Annotated in this window: 18 protein-coding genes, 1 tRNA gene and 1 pseudogene; 13 read left to right on the forward strand and 7 right to left on the reverse strand. The window is 33.4% G+C overall.

The window, feature by feature from the left end; genetic code table 11:
* Nucleotides 1-343: 343 nt before the first annotated feature.
* Together rimO and lexA are read right to left on the reverse strand one after the other, a co-directional pair.
* Complete coding sequence (gene rimO / locus ACFIK3_RS03435) at nucleotides 344-1,657, reverse strand: 30S ribosomal protein S12 methylthiotransferase RimO (RefSeq protein WP_273791041.1); 1,314 nt, start codon at nucleotides 1,655-1,657, stop codon at nucleotides 344-346.
* Between the two features lie 459 nt (nucleotides 1,658-2,116).
* Nucleotides 2,117-2,821, reverse strand: a complete 705-nt coding sequence (gene lexA / locus ACFIK3_RS03440) for a transcriptional repressor LexA (RefSeq protein WP_273791042.1) — start codon at nucleotides 2,819-2,821, stop codon at nucleotides 2,117-2,119.
* 1,225 nt (nucleotides 2,822-4,046) lie between these two features.
* Here lexA and ACFIK3_RS03445 point away from each other — a divergent pair.
* A tRNA-Lys gene (locus ACFIK3_RS03445) sits at nucleotides 4,047-4,122 on the forward strand.
* 90 nt (nucleotides 4,123-4,212) lie between these two features.
* On the opposite strand, the pseudogene ACFIK3_RS03450 reads toward ACFIK3_RS03445, so the two are convergent.
* Nucleotides 4,213-4,399 (reverse strand): annotated as a pseudogene (locus ACFIK3_RS03450) (hypothetical protein); the annotation flags it as partial.
* A 277-nt stretch (nucleotides 4,400-4,676) separates the two neighbouring features.
* Between ACFIK3_RS03450 and ACFIK3_RS03455 the strand changes: the two are divergent.
* The 8 genes from ACFIK3_RS03455 to ACFIK3_RS03490 all read left to right on the forward strand — a co-directional run bounded on the left by ACFIK3_RS03455 (nucleotide 4,677) and on the right by ACFIK3_RS03490 (nucleotide 13,234).
* Nucleotides 4,677-5,576: a septal ring lytic transglycosylase RlpA family protein gene (locus tag ACFIK3_RS03455; protein WP_273791043.1), complete on the forward strand. Its 900-nt coding sequence runs from the start codon at nucleotides 4,677-4,679 to the stop codon at nucleotides 5,574-5,576.
* Nucleotides 5,577-6,669: 1,093 nt separating this feature from the next.
* Nucleotides 6,670-7,833: a D-alanyl-D-alanine carboxypeptidase family protein gene (locus tag ACFIK3_RS03460; protein ID WP_273791045.1), complete on the forward strand. Its 1,164-nt coding sequence runs from the start codon at nucleotides 6,670-6,672 to the stop codon at nucleotides 7,831-7,833.
* 28 nt (nucleotides 7,834-7,861) lie between these two features.
* Nucleotides 7,862-8,506 (forward strand): dTMP kinase, encoded by a 645-nt coding sequence (gene tmk, locus ACFIK3_RS03465; RefSeq protein WP_273791046.1) that lies wholly within the window; start codon nucleotides 7,862-7,864, stop codon nucleotides 8,504-8,506.
* The gene (locus tag ACFIK3_RS03470; protein ID WP_375611915.1) at nucleotides 8,503-9,546 is read left to right on the forward strand and encodes a DNA polymerase III subunit delta'; all 1,044 of its coding nucleotides are present in this window, start codon (nucleotides 8,503-8,505) and stop codon (nucleotides 9,544-9,546) included. Before tmk ends, ACFIK3_RS03470 begins: the two co-directional genes overlap by 4 nt.
* Nucleotides 9,547-9,622: 76 nt before the next feature.
* Nucleotides 9,623-11,182, forward strand: coding sequence for a methionine--tRNA ligase (gene metG, locus ACFIK3_RS03475; protein WP_375631131.1), 1,560 nt, complete (start codon nucleotides 9,623-9,625; stop codon nucleotides 11,180-11,182).
* Nucleotides 11,172-11,945 (forward strand): TatD family hydrolase, encoded by a 774-nt coding sequence (locus tag ACFIK3_RS03480; RefSeq protein WP_375657783.1) that lies wholly within the window; start codon nucleotides 11,172-11,174, stop codon nucleotides 11,943-11,945. The genes metG and ACFIK3_RS03480 overlap by 11 nt, the downstream gene beginning before the upstream one ends.
* A gap of 10 nt (nucleotides 11,946-11,955) precedes the next feature.
* On the forward strand, nucleotides 11,956-12,765 hold the full coding sequence (locus ACFIK3_RS03485) for an MBL fold metallo-hydrolase (RefSeq protein ID WP_375664185.1): 810 nt from the start codon (nucleotides 11,956-11,958) through the stop codon (nucleotides 12,763-12,765).
* 109 nt (nucleotides 12,766-12,874) lie between these two features.
* Entirely contained in the window at nucleotides 12,875-13,234 is a 360-nt protein-coding gene (locus ACFIK3_RS03490; protein ID WP_375613428.1) for a hypothetical protein, read from the forward strand.
* A gap of 306 nt (nucleotides 13,235-13,540) precedes the next feature.
* Here the strand turns inward: ACFIK3_RS03490 and ACFIK3_RS03495 are convergent, their stop codons facing one another.
* Genes ACFIK3_RS03495 through pcsA form a run of 3 tightly spaced genes read right to left on the reverse strand, consistent with a single transcriptional unit; the run spans nucleotide 13,541 to nucleotide 15,840 of the window.
* On the reverse strand, nucleotides 13,541-13,957 hold the full coding sequence (locus tag ACFIK3_RS03495; RefSeq protein WP_273791052.1) for a DUF6163 family protein: 417 nt from the start codon (nucleotides 13,955-13,957) through the stop codon (nucleotides 13,541-13,543).
* Entirely contained in the window at nucleotides 13,954-15,000 is a 1,047-nt protein-coding gene (locus tag ACFIK3_RS03500; RefSeq protein ID WP_375676258.1) for an enoyl-CoA hydratase/isomerase family protein, read from the reverse strand. The genes ACFIK3_RS03495 and ACFIK3_RS03500 overlap by 4 nt, the downstream gene beginning before the upstream one ends.
* Nucleotides 15,001-15,021: 21 nt before the next feature.
* Complete coding sequence (gene pcsA / locus ACFIK3_RS03505; protein ID WP_273791054.1) at nucleotides 15,022-15,840, reverse strand: phosphatidylcholine synthase; 819 nt, start codon at nucleotides 15,838-15,840, stop codon at nucleotides 15,022-15,024.
* Between the two features lie 182 nt (nucleotides 15,841-16,022).
* Between pcsA and ACFIK3_RS03510 the strand changes: the two genes are divergently transcribed.
* From ACFIK3_RS03510 to sodC, 4 genes are all read left to right on the forward strand, one after another.
* Entirely contained in the window at nucleotides 16,023-17,249 is a 1,227-nt protein-coding gene (locus ACFIK3_RS03510; protein ID WP_375637628.1) for a UbiH/UbiF family hydroxylase, read from the forward strand.
* Between the two features lie 427 nt (nucleotides 17,250-17,676).
* The gene (locus tag ACFIK3_RS03515; RefSeq protein ID WP_273791056.1) at nucleotides 17,677-18,021 is read left to right on the forward strand and encodes a hypothetical protein; all 345 of its coding nucleotides are present in this window, start codon (nucleotides 17,677-17,679) and stop codon (nucleotides 18,019-18,021) included.
* Nucleotides 17,999-18,355 carry a hypothetical protein gene (locus ACFIK3_RS03520; RefSeq protein ID WP_375676259.1) on the forward strand — a complete coding sequence of 119 codons (357 nt, stop codon included), beginning with the start codon at nucleotides 17,999-18,001 and terminating at the stop codon, nucleotides 18,353-18,355. The genes ACFIK3_RS03515 and ACFIK3_RS03520 overlap by 23 nt, the downstream gene beginning before the upstream one ends.
* Nucleotides 18,356-18,779: 424 nt before the next feature.
* A complete protein-coding gene (gene sodC / locus ACFIK3_RS03525; protein ID WP_273791249.1) occupies nucleotides 18,780-19,307 on the forward strand; it encodes a superoxide dismutase [Cu-Zn] SodC in 528 nt (175 codons plus the stop codon).
* A 542-nt stretch (nucleotides 19,308-19,849) separates the two neighbouring features.
* Here sodC and ACFIK3_RS03530 read toward each other — a convergent pair.
* On the reverse strand, nucleotides 19,850-20,788 hold the full coding sequence (locus ACFIK3_RS03530; RefSeq protein ID WP_375643431.1) for a COG2958 family protein: 939 nt from the start codon (nucleotides 20,786-20,788) through the stop codon (nucleotides 19,850-19,852).
* Between the last annotated feature and the right edge of the window lie 175 nt (nucleotides 20,789-20,963).

Genomic DNA, 20,963 nt, shown 5'->3' on the forward strand with positions numbered 1-20,963 from the left:
TGAAAAAATTTTTCTTTCACTAACCAATGACTGTCGCAATATCAAAAATAGGAAAATAGTACGATTGTTGATTTGCTCTTTTGTTAATTAAAAATAGTGAACCTTGTGGATTTTATTTTATTCTGTTGCGCCGCCATCACCGTCATTTAAGGTATTAAATTAAGAGAATATATAACTGCTTGATATTTTGGGAGTGTATAGCAACACTCAGGGCAAGAATTGCTCGTAAATTCTCATGAAGTGAGTTACATAAGTGATCAAGTTCGATTGTGAGTAGCCGACCTTTTATAAACCAATGCTGATAGAAATCTTCATCATTGAGGACAGAGAAGGAGTTAAATTTTTAAACGGCTATACCATAAAGGTCATAGGCATCCGATTGTTCGATTTTAACGGTGACAAATTCACCAACACGCAGTGGGCGTCGTGATGATATATGGACAACACCATCTATTTCTGGAGCATCGTACTGACTCCGTCCTTTGGCAACTTTTCCTTGACTTTCATCAATAAGAACTTGGAGTCTTTTTCCAATTTTTTTCTTTAAAAGATATGTAGAAATTTGTTGTTGTTTTGCCATAAAACGATGCCAGCGGTTTTCTTTCACCTCTTCAGGAATATTTTCTAATCCCAAATCATTTGCGGCAGCTCCTTTTACTTCTTCATATTTAAAGCACCCAGCGCGTTCAATTTTTGCTTCTTCTAGCCATTCTAGAAGTATATTAAAATCTTCATTCGTTTCACCAGGAAAACCAACAATAAATGTTGATCGCAAAGTAAGATCTGGACAGATTTTCCGCCATTTTTCAATTCTACGGTTTGTTTTTTCCATAAGTGCGGGACGCTTCATGTGACGCAAAACAGCCGGTGATGCATGCTGAAAAGGAATATCCAGATAAGGAAGAATTTTTTTTGCAGCCATAAGTTCGATAACTTCATCAACATGGGGATAAGGATAAACGTAATGCATACGTACCCAAATACCCATATCGCCTAGTTCGCGACAAAGATCAAAGAATTTCGTTTTGATTGTACGATCTTTCCAAGAATTTTCGAGATATTTAAGATCAACACCATAAGCACTCGTATCTTGTGAAATAACCAAAAGTTCTTTTACACCCGCTTGCACGAGTTTTTCAGCTTCACGAAGAACATCGCTGATGGGACGTGAAGTGAGATCACCACGCAGAGTAGGGATGATACAAAAACTACACTGGTTAGAGCATCCTTCAGAAATCTTTAAGTAGGCGTAATGGCGAGGTGTTAAACGAATACCTTGGGGAGGAACTAAATCAAGAAAAGGATCATGAATTGGAGGAATTGCTGTATGAACAGCTTCTATAACGCTTTCATAAGCTTGCGGTTTTGTAATAGCCAATACATTAGGATATGTTTGGCGAATAGCATCAGGATCAGCACCAAGACACCCTGTTACAATAACTTTTCCATTTTTTTTAAGAGCTTCATCAATATTGGCTAATGATTCTTTCCTTGCCGAGTCAAGAAAACCACAGGTATTCACAATAACGACATCAGCTCCTTGATGTTGACGTGAAATCTCATACCCTTCGGAGCGAAGGCGTGTAATAATTCGCTCAGAATCTACGAGTGCTTTTGGGCATCCGAGGGAGACAAAACTAATACGAGGTGCTACCATGATGATCCTACAATTACTATGAATGATTCAGTTACGTTTTTATTAACTTAAAAATAATGTTCTTTATTTTTATACCTATGCAATACAGTCTGTTACAAAGTTATTTGATTTTTTTCTACAAAATTTTATGTGTTTTTATGCATGCATACAATTTTGTCTTATTATATCGTAAAATTCCATCATTGAGGACGAGGATATAAGGCTGCTTTCTTAAAAGCATTCAAGTTCTTTTCAAAGTACGTGGTGAATATTTTAAAGCTTACTTGCCAAGCCTTGCATAAGTGAAGAACATGGAGGGAAGGGAAAGTGAAATCCGCTCGATAAGGATCTGGATTGTTTATAAACCGAATTGGGGGCATCCTTTGGCTGTGGAGAAGAAGTCAATTGCGTGTGGCACAATAAAAAAATACTCAACAGCTTCTTATTGCGATATATATCGCGTACTATAAGGTTTATTTTTTAATATTTGCGAATAAGTCCGGTAAGTTTGCCTTGTATTTCTACACGCTCGGATTCGTATGTCCGTACTTCATAATGAGGATTTGCAGCTTCTAATGCAATAGAAGCTCCTTTGCGTCGATAACGTTTTAATGTTGCTTCTTTTTTATCAATAAACGCAACAATAATTTCACCTGTTATTGCTGTATTTTGACGTTTCACAATGATCGTATCTTTATCAAAGATACCAGCCTCCATCATAGAATCATCTTTAACTTCTAATGCGTAGTGCTCACCTGTATTAACCATATCGAGTGGAAGAGAAAGGCTGTTTATTTGCTGCAGTATAGCAGAGGCGGGTACGCTTGCAGAAATACGTCCCATAATAGGAATGGTGATATTTTTTTTTTCTTCTTCATCAAAGGGACTCAAGCTTTTTGATATTTCCCTTTTATTTCTTTCTATTATACTGGGAGAAATTTTACGTGCTAAAGAAAGGTTAAATGTTATTTTCTCAGGAAGTCGAATTACCTCCACAGCACGAGCACGATTGGGCAAACGACGTATAAAACCTCTTTGTTCTAAGGCTATAATGAGCTTATGAATACCAGACTTTGAAGAAAGTTCTAATGCATTTTTCATTTCTTCAAAAGAAGGAGGAACACCAGTTTCTTTTATATGGTTATGAATAAACAAGAGTAGCTCATACTGTTTACATGTTAGCATTCAATATTCCAATCAAAATAATAAAAATTAGTAAAGTAAAAATACATGTATATATAACATTTTTACAATTTTTATCGCCAAATCAAAATTATTTTCTTTGTTTTTGATCTTATATGTTAATAAAGCAATATGTTTATTTATAGATATATTTAAATTATTATTTATATACTATATAGCTACATTAATATTAAATAATGTATAAAATACTTTATAGTTCTGACTGAATTATCTAACACCAAATTTTATGACCAGTATTATCCTTTTCTTCTAAAAATATATCTACATGTTTTGTAATTTCTGATATAAAAAAGTTAAATAGAAGGTATTCTATATATTTAGAACTCTCTATGGGTATTTAAAATCATTTTACATACTGCATATTATTTCTGCTTTTTTATTCTTAGTAAAATTATCTACAGCTCTAATAGTGAACACAATTTATAGTCATTCGAGATATTTTCAATGAGACTAAATTTTTGCTTCATATCTACTTTATTCTATAGGATAAACTGGCTTTCGTTATATATTCATTATGCATAAATAAAATTATACTCTCAAAATGCCATTGTTGCTCATTGTTCCATTTTCAGGTCTAACGTGTCAACTGCTATATACTATTTTCATGAACCCTAATGTTACGATAAATTTTGATTATTGAAAGGAGGCATAAAAGGTATTTTCATTTCTTTTTTATAGTTTTATTCTCTCACTTATATTGGTCAAGAAAATGCTTTTTATTGTTTCAATATAAAAAAGATTTGAAATGAGATAAGCTTACAGTATTTGAGACTTATCACTCAAGTGATAAAAATGATAAATTATTATAAATCAATATATTATCTTATAAATCTGTATTTATATTTGAAAATTGAACACTAAGATATAAAGATATAAAAAATAATATTATAATAAAAGGTATTTTTTCTTCTCTACCCATTATGCTCAACAACCCATGTGAGGGGAAGGGGGTAATTTCTCATAATTTTAACGCTTCGAATCTATGCAATATTTTGCAGTGAAATTTTTCCTTTATTGAAACTTCAAAAATAAGATTAAAGAGTACTTATACAATGATGAAGTAAAGGGGTGAAAACGAAAAATTATTGATAATTGAAGAAAATAATAATATTTTTCTCCAAAAGGTGTTGACCAAATGGAAAGTCAACCGTATGTTCCCTTCACTTTCTACAAATTAGATAGTGTGCAAACTAGATAGCTTGTATGAGAGCGCGTAGCTCAGCTGGTAGAGCAACTGACTTTTAATCAGTAGGTCCAGGGTTCGAATCCCTGCGCGCTCACCAAATTTAAATTAATATCAATAGGCTATAAAAAATTTAAGAATCTTTCTTGTTTTTATTCTTTTTGAAGTTTTTTGTTGATTCTATAACCTGTCATTTTCTATCAGCTGTTTTGAAATAGAGCGATGCTATGCTGTCTCCTGTCCAACAAAAAAGAGCTTTAAGATTACGATAGGATTGTACCTGCGTTGGCAGCACATGTGGTTTCTAATTTTCTCAATCTATAGGTTGATTTTTTAATACCCACTGCATTACATGATTCGCAAAACAAGTTGCTAAAATCACCACTTATTCACACTTTATATTATGAAATGACTTTTCTATAAGATGTTGATTTATTTAATTTTTACTCTTTTTAACATCTACTATAGTACATTTATTTCTTATGAAGATCATAAAAAGGTTAACAATACGTTAATTTCTTGATAGAAGGGGCCAATTCAAGAGTGGTATATGCGCGAGGGGAATCATTTAAAAACGTAAATTCTTCCGTTGCGTACAAAAAGCGTGACGTGGTTTTTACAGTAGTACTTAACAGAAATAAGTGGACTGAATAGATGCCTTCAAATAGAAAAAAGAAATTTACTTTTATGATTAAACCAACACTTCAATTGTTTTCTATGATCGTCATTTCTCAGTCACTGGTATCTTGTTGCGCAAGCCAAACTATGAATTTTTCAATAAAAGATTCCTATCATAATAAACCAATTAACGTAAACACTTCTGTACTACCTCAACAAGTCTCCAATAAGAAGAATCAATCGGAAGAAAAAAAGCGTGGACGAGCGATTGTTGGTAAACCTTATCAAATAAAAGGAAAGTGGTATTATCCTCAAAGTGATCCAACTTATAAACGTGTTGGCGAAGCATCATGGTATGGTTCAGATTTTCATGGACGTTTAACTGCCAACGGTGAAATTTATGACATGAATCTTTTGACTGCTGCTCATCCTACAATGCCTTTACCTAGCTATGCTCGTGTCACTAATTTGAAAAATGGATCTTCAATCGTTGTTAGAGTGAATGATCGCGGACCTTTTATGAAAGACAGAATCATTGATTTATCAAGGCAAGCTGCGACAATACTGGGGTATGTAGATAGGGGGGTTGCAGATGTTAAAGTAGAATATATTGCTGAAGCACCTGTTGGCTATTATGATGGTGCATATTTAATGTCCTCTTATACTCCTGGAAATGCTGCCCCATATTCATTAGCGTCGGAAAATGTTTCGAAAAAAAGAGAAACTGTTTTGTTAAAAGAGCAGCGCAATACAGGAAACAAAAAGGAACTAGCTAAAGCAGCTGCTGTTGAACAGGAACAACGTAATAAAACTGTTGCAGTTAAATTGCCAGAAATTGGTCCTATCATGGTTGATAAGCCGATTCCATTCGATCAAGTTGCTTCTATAAATAAGCTAAACAAAAAAACAAAGGTCAATTGGCTACAACTGTTTTAAGAAAAAATGCATTGATTTTTTATCTATATAATTTTCTAGTAAAAAAGGTAAGAACTTACGGATTTAGTGTAAGATTTTCATCTTAAAGCGCTTTGTCCTTTTCAAAAAGCGTGGTGGGGTGCTATTATTATAAATTCAGTACGGCCTTTCTACTCCATTGCTGGTCTATTCGTCGTTTTATGATATTGCTTGCTTAATAAAGCGCGTACTTTTCTTACTGTAATAGCTTTTGCTAGACGAAGGTAGATTATTGTATCAGTCTGTTTGTGTAATCTCCAAAACAACTGTACAATCGATTTGAGAGGAATAAAAAGCTTAACAAGTAAAAAAATATTTTCTTTTGATTCGGCTTTGCAATTTTCCAAAGTATCCACGGTAATATCTTATGAAGAGATTATATATTACCTCATGCTTTTGTTTATCATGTTCTTTAATGGAGTAAGTTCCCTCACGAAAAACAGAGCGTCTCAAACAAAATACGCTTACATTGCCAATTCACGAACTTATTTAAAAGAGACATACTTCAACACGCTACAGGTCTATTTTACGACAGCGCCTGTGAATGGCATAACTGTAACGCCTTTAGATATCACCATCTTCACACTTATGAAGATATAAACCGACACCGTCATACACTTTGCAAGCCCCAATGTTTTATGCGATAATTCTTAACACTTGAGAGGTTGATAAGAAGTATTTTTACTCTCTTTTTTAATAATTTTTATCTATATACGAACCCTACTTATGATGCGTAAGCAAGCGATTTTATTGAATTCAATATGAGAGGAAATATAACGAAAGAATCTTACAGTATTTTGAATCAGATCCACGTTAAAAGATTATAATTTATCATAATAAATCAATCTACTATCAATATAAAACAACAAATAAAAAAAAATTTTGTCTCTCATGCTTTAAAACATAAAATTGAATCTAGGTGGAAGATAAGAAGTGCATCATTTTACTTTTGCTAACGCTGAATAAAAATAAAATCTTTTCTTGAGTTATCAATAATTCCTCAATTTGCGGAAATAAAAAAGTTTTTTCCTATATAAGATTCTTTATGTTGATCTTTGGGATGGGAGGAGCAGCTATGTACACAATATTAAGGATCTTATTGACCTTATGGGGGATATTGGTATTTGTCATGTGGGGGAAAGCAGAAGATTTTCAAATTTCTGCTTCACAATTGTTATTACTCGATGATGATACAGAGACAATACTTTATGAAAAACAAAGTGCTATTCCTTTTTTTCCTGCTTCATTAGTAAAATTGATGACAGCAGAAGTTGTATTTCATCAATTAAAAAAAGGATTATTAAAAAGTACGCAGAAATTTAAGGTCAGTGAAAATGCTTGGCGCAAGGGTGGAGCACCTTCCGGTACAACCACTATGTTTGCAAAGATAAAAACAGAAATCAGTGTTTCTGATCTGTTGCGTGGTTTAATTATTGTGAATGGAAATGATGCTGCTATTATTCTTGCTGAAGGAATATCGGGAGATGAAGCTCATTTCACAAAGTTGATGAATCAGCGCGCAAAAATAATCGGATTATCTCAGAGTCATTTTGTTAATGCAACAGGGTTACCCGAAGAGGGACAATTTGTAACTGTGCGTGATATGATTATATTAGCACGTCATATTGTTCAGGAATATCCGGACTATTATGCACTTTATTGTGAGCCTCATTTTACATGGAATAATATTTTTCAACGTAATAAAAATCCTCTTATTTCTAAGGAAATTGGTGTAGAAGGATTTGGTTTTGGCTACAGTGAAAAAGAAGGTTTTTCAATGGTTGCCACCATTTCTAAAAATCATCGACGTCTTTTTTTAGCAATCAATGGTTTGCAAGATGGTAAAAAATATACAAAAGAAATAGAACGCATTCTTCAATGGGGAATGACGGCTTTTGATCTCAAAACGATTTTTACAAAAGAAGAAACGGTTGGTCGTGCTTCTGTTTATGGTGGTAAACAAAATTTTGTTCCACTCATTGTTAAAACACCAATAAGTTTTATGCTTTCGAATGAAAAAAAAGTAAATGTTAAAGCAAAAATTAAATATCATGGTCCATTGAAAGCTCCCATCGTTTCTGGGCAATCAGTTGGCGTTATTCAAATTTTAGAAGATAAAAAGGTTCTTCTGGAAAAACCAGTTTTTGCCGGAATGAATGTTCAGGAAGGAAGTTTCTTTGCAAAAGTAAAAAATGCATTCTATGAAATAACAATTGGATGGTTACGAAAATATTTGTAGTTACGCGCTAATAAGGTTAAGATCATACGTGTCAGGTTATTTTATTACATTTGAAGGAGGGGACGGGGTAGGGAAAACGGTGCAGATTTCTTTACTTGCTGAGTCTCTCTCACACCAAGGTTATGATGTTGTCACAACACGAGAACCAGGAGGAACACCAGGAGCAGAAGCAATCCGGCATATTTTGTTGTCGGGGCAGGCGCGACAGTATGGACCGTTGATTGAAGCTGTTTTGTTTACAGCTGCACGTGTCGACCATGTTACTGAGGTTATCGCACCTTCTTTGCAAAAAGGTAAAATCGTTTTATGTGACCGCTTTATTGATTCTACACGCGTTTATCAAGGACTCAATGATACCGTCAGTTCTTCTCTTCTTTCTGTTTTAGAGTGTATTGCGCTCAATGGTATTTTGCCTCATTTAACATTTTTATTAGATATGCCTGCAATGTGTGGTATGAAGCGTGCAAATTTGCGAAGAAAAAAAACAGAAGAAATTGATTATTTTGAAAAAGATCTGTTGGAAATTCAAGAACAAAGGCGTCAGGCTTTTCTTCAATTGGCCAAACAGGAACCCCATAGATTTCGAGTTATTGATGCCACTGGCTCAGTGGAAGCCATTGCTCATCAAATAAAAAATATTTGTCATCAGGTATTGTTGGATCAGCTTTCATGAGTAATGTAAATACCTTACGCCAATATGATGATATTGATACAATTTTATCACCATCCCAGAACAATGTTATCTTTGGTCATGAGGATGTGCGTCATTTTTTGACACAAATGCTTAAAGAAGAGCGTTTACATCATGCATTATTATTTGAAGGAGAATATGGGATTGGAAAGGCTACATTAGCCTTTCATCTTGCTTGGAACATTTTAAGTTTTCAACAGAGTGCTTTCTTGAAACCCGATCCTTATTCTACCCCATGGCGCCAAATTACACAAGGAAGTCACCCTGGTCTTTTGTATATTTCACGTCGATTTGATGTGAAAACGCAAAAGTTTAAAACAGGAATACTCGTTGATGATATCCGTGATATTATGCATTTTTTAAGCCGAACATCACAAGAAAATGGATGGCGTATAGTTATTGTTGATTCTGCAGATGATATGAATAGAAATGCAGCAAATGCAATTCTTAAAATACTTGAAGAACCACCTACAAAAACGTTATTTGTTATTATCGCGCATTCTTCTGGCAAATTGCTTCCAACAATCCATTCACGGTGTCAAAAAATCTCTTTTCGTCCCTTGAATAACGATGAAATGAAAAAAGTTATTACACATATTTTCGCCAATCAGGATTTACCTGATGAGAAAACAATTGAAATGATTATTGAAAAATCTAAAGGAAGTCCTCGAAAAGCTGCTTTACTTGTTTGCCATGGCGGTTTTGAAATTATTAAAACAATTGATGCTCTCCTAGAGAAACCTGTTTGTAACGCAATGATTGTACATACTCTTGCACAAACATTTTCATCTGTTTCTTCTACATTCCAATTTCAACAATTTTGTGATGAAATTCTTAATAAAATTCAAAAAAAAGCTATCATGCTCGTTGAAAAGGGAGACTTATTTCTCTCAAAAAAATATGCGGAAAAATGGCGGGAGATTCATCAAGAAATAGAGGAAATACAACTGTTTAATCTCGATAAAAAGCAGTTTGTTATTAACTTGCTTTTTAAAGTTCATAAGATCATTCATGAGGATTAGTTTTTCCGTGACAATGCGATAAACAAACGTTATGTCATAATATCTTTTATTTATAGCGTTTTACAACGAGTATGACATGCGTGACACATATTACATAACAACTCCCATTTTTTATCCTAATGGTGCTCCACATATTGGACATGCTTATAGTGCAATTGCAAGCGATGTTTTAGCCCGCTTTCAACGGTTAAACGGAAAAAATGTATTTTTTCTTTCTGGTACAGATGAGCATGGTCTCAAGATGCAACAAACCGCAGCTGCATTAGGCATGACACCTCAGCAGCTTGCAGATCGTAATAGTGCGGTGTTTCAAAAAATGCTTGCAGTATTAAATTGTTCTAACGATGATTTTATCCGTACGACAGAAGAACGCCATTATCAAGCTTGTCAAGAAATTTGGAAAAAGATGGAAGCAAATGGCGATATTTATCTCGGTCGTTATACGGGGTGGTATTCGGTTCGCCAAGAAGCCTATTATGAAGAAAAAGATACGGAAGTTGGACCAGACAACATCCGTCGTGAGAAGGAATTAGGCTCTCCAGTTGAATGGAATGAAGAAGAAAGTTATTTTTTTAAACTTTCTCATTATGAAAAGGCTCTTCTTGAATATTATGAAAAACATCCTGATTTTATTGCTCCATTTGAGCGGCGTAATGAAATTATAAGTTTTATCAAATCAGGTTTAAAAGATATCTCTATTTCACGCGCAAGTTTTAACTGGGGAATTGCTGTTCCTGAGAATCCAAAGCACGTGATGTATGTCTGGGTTGATGCGCTTACAAATTATCTATCAGCAATAGGTTTTTTCAATGAAAATTCAAAAAAACGTGATTTTTGGCCTGCAAATACGCATATTATTGGTAAGGATATTATTCGTTTTCATGCAGTCTATTGGCCGGCATTTTTAATGTCTGCTGGAATTGAATTGCCTAAAAATATTTTTGCACATGGTTTTTTACTTAATCGTGGTGCAAAAATGTCAAAATCTATTGGAAATGTCGTTGATCCTTTTGAAATGGTTGAACACTATGGTCTTGATCAGGTCCGTTATTTCCTTCTCCGTGAAGTGCCATTCGGACAAGATGGTAGTTATAGTCATGAAAGCCTTGTGAACCGTATTAATGCTGATCTTGCTAATGATCTTGGTAATTTAGCACAGCGCTGTTTGTCTATGATTGCCAAAAATTGTAATGCACAAGTCCCGAAACCAGCTTCATTTTCAGCTCAAGATAAACAGCTTTTAGAACAATCTCTTCAAGTACTTGAAACTGTACACCAAGCTATGTCTTCTTATAGTATGCATTTAGCACTTTCAGCTATTTTTTCAATTGTAGCAGATGCCAATCGCTATTTTGCCAACGAACAACCTTGGAGTTTACGTAAAAATGATCGAGAGCGATTTTCTACAGTTCTTTATATAACTGTAGAAATCTTGCGGAGAATAGGAATTATGCTTTTGCCTTTCATACCCCAATCAGCAGCGAAACTTCTTGATAGCCTTGCGGTTGCTGAAGATGATCGGTTATTGTATCATATAAGTCATTCAAAAATTCAAGAAGGGCTTGATCTTCCACCACCAGAACCAATTTTTCCTCGTTATATCTTGAAGAAAGAAGATACTCATCATGTTGATTGATACACATTGTCATCTTGATTTTGAAGATTTTTCACAAGATTTGGATAATGTTATCCAACGGGCTTTAGATGCTGACGTTAAACGTATGATAACAATTTCAACCCATGTTTATAAGTTAGATAAGCTGTTAGCCATTGCGCAAAGCTATGATCAAGTCTTTTGTTCCGTTGGAACACACCCCAATCATGCGCATGAAGAACAAAATATTACAGCGGAAGAGCTTATACAGCTCTCGAATCACCCTAAAATTGTTGCGTTTGGGGAAGGGGGACTTGATTATCATTATGATTATTCTACTCCAGAAGAGCAAAAGAAAGTTTTTTATGAACATATCATTGCTTCTCGAGAAACACAGATTCCTCTTGTTATACATTCACGCAATGCCGATATCGATATGGAGAAAATATTACGTGAACAGACAAAAGAAGGAGCTTTTCCCTTTATCCTTCATTGTTATTCGTCTGGAATGCAACTTGCTCGTGCTGGAATTGAACTTGGTGGTTATATTTCTTTTTCAGGTATTCTTACTTTTAAAAACGCATTTGAAATCCGTGAAATAGCAAAAATTGTGCCCCATGAGCATTTGTTAGTGGAAACAGATGCTCCATTTTTAGCACCTAGTCCCCATCGGGGCAAAACAAATGAACCATCTTTTGTATGTTATACAGCAGCTGTTTTGGCTGAAACAATTGGCTTAAGCATTGAAGAAACAGCTCAAATAACAACGCGTAATGCTTTTCGTTTATTTAGCAAAATGAAATAAGGCAAAAGATATGTGTGATCAATACCGATTTACAATATTAGGTTGTGGTCCTTCTCCAGGAGTGCCAAGACCTAATGGTGATTGGGGAACATGTGATCCGAATAACCCTAAAAATAAACGCTACAGAAGTTCTTTATTAGTTGAACGTATTAAACCTTCAGGAGAAAAAACAACGATCGTTATTGATACAGGTCCAGATTTTCGCTCACAAATGATCGATGCGCGTGTAAGCCATCTTGATGCTGCTCTTTACACGCATTCTCATGCAGACCATATCCACGGTATTGATGATTTACGCAGCTATGCACTTGCACAAAAATGTTTAATAGATATCTATGCCGACAGATTTACACTAGAGCATCTCAAAAGTGCTTTCGGATATTGTTTTCAAACTCCAAAAGATTCATCTTATTCTCCCATTTTAAAAGAGCATCTTATCAATGAAGATAGCCAATTTATTATTCAGGGGCAGGGCGGAGAAATAAGCGTCAATACACATTTACAACACCACGGAAACATTCATTCCTTAGGTTTTCGGATTGGGAATGTTGCCTATTGTACGGATGTTAGTAAATTTCCTGAAAAAACTTTATCCAAATTAATGGATTTGGATGTTCTCATCATTGAAGCTCTTCAATTTAAATCCCATCCGAGTCATTTTTCTGTTGATCAAGCATTACAGTGGATAGAATATTTAAAGCCAAAACAAGCAATACTCACACATATGGACAGATCGCTGGATTACAATAAGGTTATAAATTACGTTCCATCCTATGTAAAACCTGCATATCAAGGTCTTACTTTTGAAACAGATGCATAAGCTTATTATGCGCAATATTTTAAGTTAAATAAAATACTTTTAAATTTATCCTTTATTTTATTTAATTTTTGACATATTTAGTGTTTTTTATGTCAAAAATGAGGCTTTTATGTATAAGAATTTTAAGCGGGGTGTATGTATTGTGGTTTTAGCGGTTTCCTTAACAGCATGTGGGGGGCGTTTAGAAAAAAATATTGCAACGACAACATTACATGACGGATCAATGAGTTGTGCCGATATTCAACGGGAGTTTTTTGCTAATAAACGTCAGATTAATGATACAATTGCAGAGCGTTCTAAAGCAAGAAATAAAAACGTGGCTTTAGCAGCGGCAAGTGTTGTATTTGTACCTGCTTTGTTTTTTATGGATACTAAATCCAGTGAAAGTAATGAAATTTCGGCTTTAAATAACCGTAATGCTGTTTTGAGTGATCTTGCACGTATGAAACGTTGTAAAATAATGCAATAATTTTCCTTATTTTATTATACGTAATTTCGTTATCACTATTTTGGTCTTTAAGGTATATACCTTAAAGACCAAATTTTATTTTAAAAGTAAATTGTATGATATAAATATTATGATGATGTTTTAAAGTAGGGTTTTCTTTTTGGATAAAGGATTTATCTTCTGTATCATATTATCGCATAATATATATTATGGAACTTTATAGAAAAAGTATATCTAGCATCAGCGCTTTGAAGAACGAATCTTTAAAATGAGCTACTTAAGTTAGCTAAGATTGAAAATCGAGCCTGTTATTCTGGCTTGAAAATTTCAATCACAATGTTTTTTATTTTTTACTCTTTTAAAAAAAATCATCACAATTTGTAGTGCTATAAAAGCTAAAAACAATATTCCATGAAATAATGGTACAAATGGCTGATAAATAAAATCGGAATAATACATTGTTATTGCTTCAATCAATGCTGCAATACACCACACAATGATGCCCCATAGTGAATACATCCAAAGTCCAACTAAGGCAATAGGATAGAGAATAGCCAATATAACTGATGCAAATTGCCACTGCCAAGGCATAAGATCAAAACGCCATAGAATACCTGGAAAAACACCAACAAGGCGTATCCAATAACAAATACCTAGAACTAAGCAAATAAGTGCCAAAAACCGTAAGTAACAGTTATAGATTAAATTGATTTTTGAAATCTGTTTGTGAGAATTATTTTTCACAATAATAACTCTTGTTCAACAGGTTGGAAGTAAGAATCTACCATTTCATCTGTCACATTTGAAAGTTTATCTGGCTGCCATTGAGGTCTTTTATCCTTATCGATTAACATAGCACGTATACCTTCATAAAAATCATGTGAATGAATCATATGATGCGCTATGCGGTTTTCAATTTTCATACAATCTTCCAACGTTTGAGATGAATTTTGTTTCATTTGTTTCCAGATAACTTTTAAACTTGTCGGGGAACGTGACTGCAAAATATCATAACATTCTTTAGCAAATAAAACATCTTCATTGCTTTTTTTATGTAGCAACTCAAGACATTCTTCTAAGCTATGGGCACTAAAACAACTGTTAATAATACAACGTATTTCATGACTTGTTTCATAGTCTTTTGTAATTGCTCGCTCGTTTAAAGCTAAAGTAGGATCTCCTTGCTCAATAACAGCTTTTCTAATCATATCGAATTCAGTTTCAGCAACGGCGTGTGTTGCTAATCCTAAATTTAAGCAATCTCCCCACTTTATGCGTGCGCCCGTTAATGCAAGATAGATGCCAAAATGATTGGGAAGAGATGGTAAGAAAAAACTTGCACCTACATCTGGGAAAAATCCAATCGCACCTTCTGGCATAGCAAAAACTGTATTTTCTGTAACAATTCGATGCGAACCATAGAGAGAAATACCGACCCCTCCTCCCATCCAAATACCGTTTAAGAAAGCAATGTAGGGCTTTGAAAAATGTTTGATATAAGCATTTAAGCTATATTCATCCCTAAAGTATTGACAAGCAGCAACACTTTTCCCCATATGATAGATTTCTACAATATCTCCACCAGCACAAAAAGCACGCCCCTCCCCTTCAATTAAGACACAAGAAACATTATCATCTGTTTCCCATGTTCTGAGAGCTTTTTTTAAAGCTGAAACCATTCGTTGATTAAGAGCGTTTAATGCTGAAGGACGTGTGAGCTTTATAATACCAGCCCGCCCTTCTTTCGTAAAAGAAATATCATCATCTGCTCCAAAATTAATTTGCATCTCACACCCTTCTTAAAACAACTATTTCATTGTTTTTTTTATATTTTTTGCCCCAAGTTGAGGAAATATTTGCATGATTGCACCAATACAATATATATAAATTCCTGTTACCGAAATTCCTATTTTAACCCAATAGGGAGCCTCTAGTTGATAAAAGAAGGCAGAAATACCAAAAAAACACCATAAGAGAAAAATGGGAAAATTAACCCTACGTAAACGAAGGACTCTTACTGGATGAATAAAATAAATTGGCAAAAAAGATATAATCGCCGATAAAACAATAATGATAAAAGTAATCCACTCTCCTGGTCTGACGACAAAAAGCGTAAAAATCATCATATTCCAAACAACAGGAAATCCTTTAAAAAAATTTTCTTTGGTTTTCATACTAGTATCTGCATAATAAATAGCAGATGAAATAACAATAATTGCACTCAATGAAAATGATAACCCTACCCCCATAAAACCACTTTGATAGAGTGCAAAGGCAGGAATTAAGACATAAGTCACGTAATCAATAATATTATCTAACAGCTCTCCAGACCATGTTGGAAGAACGTATTTAACATCAAGTTTACGTGCAATTGGTCCATCTATACCATCAACGAGAAGAGCAAGCCCAAGCCAACAGAACATAGCTGTCCATTCTTTTTGAGAGGCTGATATAAGAGAAAGAAACGCTAAAAATGATCCCGAAGCTGTTAGTAAATGAACAGAAAAGGCCTTTGCTTGTGGCATTGTTACTTTTTTATGGCGTAATAATTTAGCATTTGTTTTGATTTTCTTTGTTAGTTTACGTTTCAAGTTTTTCTTATCCTCGTTTTTAAAGTCTTCAACCATCTATCAATACGCCATTTTTTACCGATGATATAACTCAGCATTTTAAAAAATCATAAAAAGGTTACTTTTTTATATCGCATTATTTATTACATACTATAATAGAAGAGCTTCATATAATAAAAAGAGAGCGATCATTTGGAAATGTTAAAATATTTTCTCAATGGAGAAAGGTTCAAGTCATTGTGATATTTGAAAAGGAAGAGCATAAAGATATTGCTGTTATTGGTGCAGGCCCTGTCGGAATGTTAGCGGCGCTGAGTCTTGCACATGAGGGGCTTTCTGTTTTTCTTGTTGGGCCCCCTGCTCATACAGATGAGTTACGGACAACTGCTCTTATGATGCCTGCAATACGCATGCTTCAAAAACTCAATATTTGGGATAATCTTCAAAAACATGCAGCAGCTTTATCTTCCATGAGAATTATAGATATAACTTCTAGAATTGTGCATGCTCCTACGGTGCATTTTTCTTCTGCTGAAATTGGTGAAAAAGCTTTTGGCTATAATATACCTAATGTAAAATTGAACAGTGCTTTAGTCGATGCTGTTACACATACGCCTAATATTACAAGATTTGTTTCTGCAGCCAAATCTGTTCATCACACAAAAAAACATGTATGTATTACTCTTGCTGATTGTAGAGTCATTCAAGCACCACTTGTTATTGCAGCTGATGGACGTCACTCTCTTACACGTGCCGCAGCAGGGATAAGTGTCAAACAGTGGAATTATCCACAAAAAGCACTTGTTCTCAACTTTTCTCATGAGTTTTCTCATCAAAATACATCAACCGAATTTCATACAGAACACGGTCCATTTACACAGGTTCCACTACCAGGACGAAGATCTAGTCTTGTATGGGTTGTTCATCCTTCCCGTGCTGAAGAATTATTGAATACAGAACCAAAAACAATTGCAAAAATGATCGAAAACAAAATGCAATCAATGCTTGGAAAGCTAAGCTTAGAAACATCAATTCAAGCATGGCCGCTTTTCGGACTTCTTTCTCGTCATTTTGCTGCTAATCGAACAATTTTAGTCGGTGAAGCCGCTCATGTTTTCCCCCCTATTGGGGCACAAGGATTGAATTTAGGATTCCGTGATGTCCAAACTTTAATTGATATTTTACCTAATAAAATATCCAATTCTAACTCTGAAATGATTGTTGCACATTATAACAAATGTCGCAAACCAGATATATTAATCCGAAGTGGAGCTGTTCATACACTGAACTCTGCTCTACTTTCTCATATGTTGCCTGTTCATATCATACGAAGCATTGGGCTTGGTTTGTTACATAGTTTCCCACCATTACGTAATTTATTTATGCGCGAAGGAATGTATCCGGGTTATGGATTCAAGGAAATTATGCAAATATCTCCAACAAAATCATCAAAACAGCCCTACTGAACAATAATGGATAATAACGTAAAATAAAAAAATAATAAATTGCATTTTGCAATCATATCATATTACTGATGCAAAAAATATCTTTGTTCTTTCTAGGAAAGAAAAAATTATTATATATATTTAGCATATTGATATGAAATAAGATAAAACTTAATTATAGTCTAAAACTTAAATTGTAAAGATATCTTGCTAAATCACATCTGTTAAATTTTGCACTATAAAGAAAATGAAAAATAATACCGTTTTTAAAGAGTTATTTTATAATATTAATTTTAATAAGAAAATAAATAATAAAAAACAGTTTTATTTAATCAATAGATTTTAAAATCTTTTTATTATTAAGTATAATATTAAAAATAAAATCATCTTTGGAACCTGTTAGTAACACAGAGGTTAATGAAGTGTTGTTTTAACAAATGGTAACAAGATGACACTAAATAAATTTTTGAAATTAAGTACTTTTTTTATAATGATTGTATGTGTCTCGTTGATAGTCACTACTTCAATAAGTGAAGTTTTTCACCTTCCTTATTGTCAAACCTTTACCTATAGCTCTACTCAAAATGTCACTAAAATAGGTCAGAACTCATTTACTGCTTCACAAGTTAAAAATTGTCTTATGCAAAATGGTTTTGAGAATATTAAACGATTGCGTTTAGATGACAATGGCATCTGGCGTGCTTTAGTAAAATTTAAAAAGTCCCATTTTTTCGTATCCGTTGACTATTCAGGAACAGTTAGCATTCAAAATGAAAGAAAAGAATATGATTGATTTTAAAACTTACAGCAACATTTCTTTTTACAGCCGTAAGAAAAAAAACTTAAAAAAGTGCTGCCATTCTATTAAAGAATTTTCTTTCATTGGCGTTTTAAATGGAAGCATATCAGGAGCTATCGCGGCAACTCTTTCAGCTTATGGTTATATTGCTCTTCCAGGATTTGGTCCAGTTATCGCAATGGGTATAGGAGTAGCACTTTCTGCCGGAATAATAATAGGAGCACTGATAGGATCAGGAATGGGAGGAAGTGTCGGTATATGCTGTATGTTATGGGAAATTTATATGAATCATAATAATTCTTTCTCTTATAAATTTCATAATGAATAGAAATTTCTCGTCATTTTTTCTATGAAAAACAATTAAATCATCAACAAATTATATGTTCTTTTTTTTGATGAAACGATTATCATATTATAAATGAAATAACATCTAACTTATTAAAACTGTTTGCTTAATTCTTTATTATACATCAAAAAAGTAGATTTTTTAAAGCATCTCTTGAAGAAATGTAAGCGAGATATAATTATCAGTCTATGGAAGCTACATTTTTTATAGATCAAAAAATGAAAGTTATGTTTAGAAATATATATATATAAACATACTTTAATTTATTTGCTCTTTCTAATAACTAATATTTCTATTTAAATTATTTTTGTTAAAGTTCAATTTAAGACATTTATATAATATATTATTAATATAGATTATTAATTATAGATAATAATCTATTTAAAAATAAGTATAAAGGTATTTTATGAAAAAAATATTATTATCATTATTGTTTTTTATGGCATTTTTAATTCATAAAAATTCTGTATTAGCACTATCAACACAAGTAAATATTTATAAATTAGAAGATAACAATTTCAAAAAGGCTATTGGTAGCATTAAAATTGAAGAAAACACATACGGTTTGATTTTCATCCCTAATTTATCTACTTTATCAGAAGGGATGCATGGTTTTCATGTACATGTGAATCCTTCATGTGATACAAAAGATGGCATAATTGGTGGAAGCGCAGGTGGACATTATGATCCGGAACATACCGGAAAACATTTAGGACCTTATAATGTCAATGGTCATCTTGGTGATTTACCAGCACTTTATGTTGATAAGCACGGATATGCCATAATGAGCGTTCTTGCTCCACGATTAAAAAAAATCTCTGAAATTAAAGGGCGCTCTTTAGTCATTCATTTAGGGGCTGATAATCAATCAGATAAACCATTACCGCTTGGCGGAGGTGGTGCACGTTTAGCGTGCGGTATTATTGAAAAATAAAGAGAGTATTGTGGCAAACTGTGATAGTACACCCCTTTACTATAAGATGTGAGAAAAATTTATTTTTTAAATCTATTTCAAGAAATTGAGTAAACTGTGTGAATATTTTATAAAATTAATATTTTTGAATGTTTACTTCGGATAATAAAAAACTTAATAATAATCAAAATGAACAGCAGTAGAAATTAAAGAAATAGTAGTGTAAATTCTCCGTAAGAAGACTTCAATATGAGAAAGTAATATTTTTAATGCTTGATATAAACAAAGCAAAAAAGTCGAATTTCACTCTCTAAAGTAGCAAATTTGTAATAAATTATAGTCATTAAGTCTAGTATCTAATGGAATCATGCCCAATGCACAAAATAGAACAGGCCTAAAACAGAATTTTTACTCTTCCCCGACTCAACCCCACTCATGAGGTACGCGAAAAAAATTTAATTGATACAATATCAATATAATAAGTCAAACAAAATAGTTAGAGTAATTTTTCATCACTCTGAAAAAAGGGCTTTTAAACAATGGAGTCTTTTTAAAAATACCCCTCATAGATACATATGATCCCAATCTAGAGAACGCATCTCACCAGTTTGATAAAATTGACGAATAAGCTTAATATAATCAAGAAAATCTTTGTTTTCCTCCACTAATCTATTAGCAGTATCCCAGTCAATATCACTACGTTCTTTGGCAGGAATTAAGATCTCACTCTCGGAAGAGTTTTCCTTATTAAGTCTTATAAATCCAATTCCATGCAAACTTGAAAGCATCCGAAGCTCTTTTAATGTATCAACTCCTTCAATTTCACTAGCTACTAAATAACTCAAATTAGCCCATGAAGAATTACTAACTGTTTGAAAAAATGCTTTTCGTAAATTTGAACGATTGATGAGAATTTTTACTTCAAAAGACCAAAGCTTTGTCTTTTTATCAAAATATTGCAAAACACAGTCTTTGATTTCACGATTCCATTCCTTGCTTAAATCTTGCATCCCTACGAGATCTGGATAAAGCCATTTATTTCCGCCTGCACCATGTTTATTACGAGAACATTTCTCATTAATGCGCTTGCTATAAACTGCAAGCTCTGACCATAAAAATTTAGATAATAACGGATAAAGATCATGCTCTTTAACAGAGCCACCTTCTGTTCTACTCTTTGCATTGTCCTCTATTGCGTCAATTTCAGCACTATCTGTTTGTTTAGTAAAATAATATTGTCGCGGTCGTCCTTCAGTGGTTTTAATTTCTGAATAACGCTTTTGTAATTGAGGGCGCTGCGATCCTATTTCAGCAACAATTTGCTGAATAAGAGCTGCATCACTATTAAGGGGATTGATTATCGCCGTTGAATGCTTTTGTTTTTGGCGGCATTTCTCTGGGTAATTTTCAAATATCCATTGAGCAATTTCTCGAGCTGTAAACTTTTTTGTCGGGTTTTTCTTTAAAAAATTAAAAACAGTGTTTGTTAAATTTAAAGTCATATGAAAAACTCCCCCTTTTATCCTCTGGGTATTTCATTATATTCAAGCGTTTTAAATGAAAGAACAATAAACTGTTTAAGTTTTTAAAAAAAAGAACATTTATCAAATTACTCAATAAAATCAAAATATTTTTTTAATTTATGACTATAACTCAAAGATCTTTTCACATAACGAA

It is taken from the genome of Bartonella sp. CB10SXKL (assembly GCF_042195515.1).
Classification (GTDB): Bacteria; Pseudomonadota; Alphaproteobacteria; order Rhizobiales; family Rhizobiaceae; genus Bartonella.

Bases quoted from the DNA above. Each gene is read 5' to 3' on its own strand.
- ACFIK3_RS03455 (WP_273791043.1), top strand. From the start codon at position 4,677: ATGCCTTCAAATAGAAAAAAGAAATTTACTTTTATGATTAAACCAACA.
- rimO (WP_273791041.1), bottom strand. From the start codon at position 1,657: ATGGTAGCACCTCGTATTAGTTTTGTCTCCCTCGGATGCCCAAAAGCA.
- ACFIK3_RS03485 (WP_375664185.1), top strand. From the start codon at position 11,956: ATGTGTGATCAATACCGATTTACAATATTAGGTTGTGGTCCTTCTCCA.
- ACFIK3_RS03530 (WP_375643431.1), bottom strand. From the start codon at position 20,788: ATGACTTTAAATTTAACAAACACTGTTTTTAATTTTTTAAAGAAAAAC.
- ACFIK3_RS03460 (WP_273791045.1), top strand. From the start codon at position 6,670: ATGTACACAATATTAAGGATCTTATTGACCTTATGGGGGATATTGGTA.
- ACFIK3_RS03470 (WP_375611915.1), top strand. From the start codon at position 8,503: ATGAGTAATGTAAATACCTTACGCCAATATGATGATATTGATACAATT.
- ACFIK3_RS03480 (WP_375657783.1), top strand. From the start codon at position 11,172: ATGTTGATTGATACACATTGTCATCTTGATTTTGAAGATTTTTCACAA.
- ACFIK3_RS03500 (WP_375676258.1), bottom strand. From the start codon at position 15,000: ATGCAAATTAATTTTGGAGCAGATGATGATATTTCTTTTACGAAAGAA.
- ACFIK3_RS03520 (WP_375676259.1), top strand. From the start codon at position 17,999: ATGAAAGAAAAGAATATGATTGATTTTAAAACTTACAGCAACATTTCT.
- pcsA (WP_273791054.1), bottom strand. From the start codon at position 15,840: ATGGTTGAAGACTTTAAAAACGAGGATAAGAAAAACTTGAAACGTAAA.
- sodC (WP_273791249.1), top strand. From the start codon at position 18,780: ATGAAAAAAATATTATTATCATTATTGTTTTTTATGGCATTTTTAATT.
- metG (WP_375631131.1), top strand. From the start codon at position 9,623: ATGCGTGACACATATTACATAACAACTCCCATTTTTTATCCTAATGGT.
- ACFIK3_RS03515 (WP_273791056.1), top strand. From the start codon at position 17,677: ATGACACTAAATAAATTTTTGAAATTAAGTACTTTTTTTATAATGATT.
- lexA (WP_273791042.1), bottom strand. From the start codon at position 2,821: ATGCTAACATGTAAACAGTATGAGCTACTCTTGTTTATTCATAACCAT.
- ACFIK3_RS03490 (WP_375613428.1), top strand. From the start codon at position 12,875: ATGTATAAGAATTTTAAGCGGGGTGTATGTATTGTGGTTTTAGCGGTT.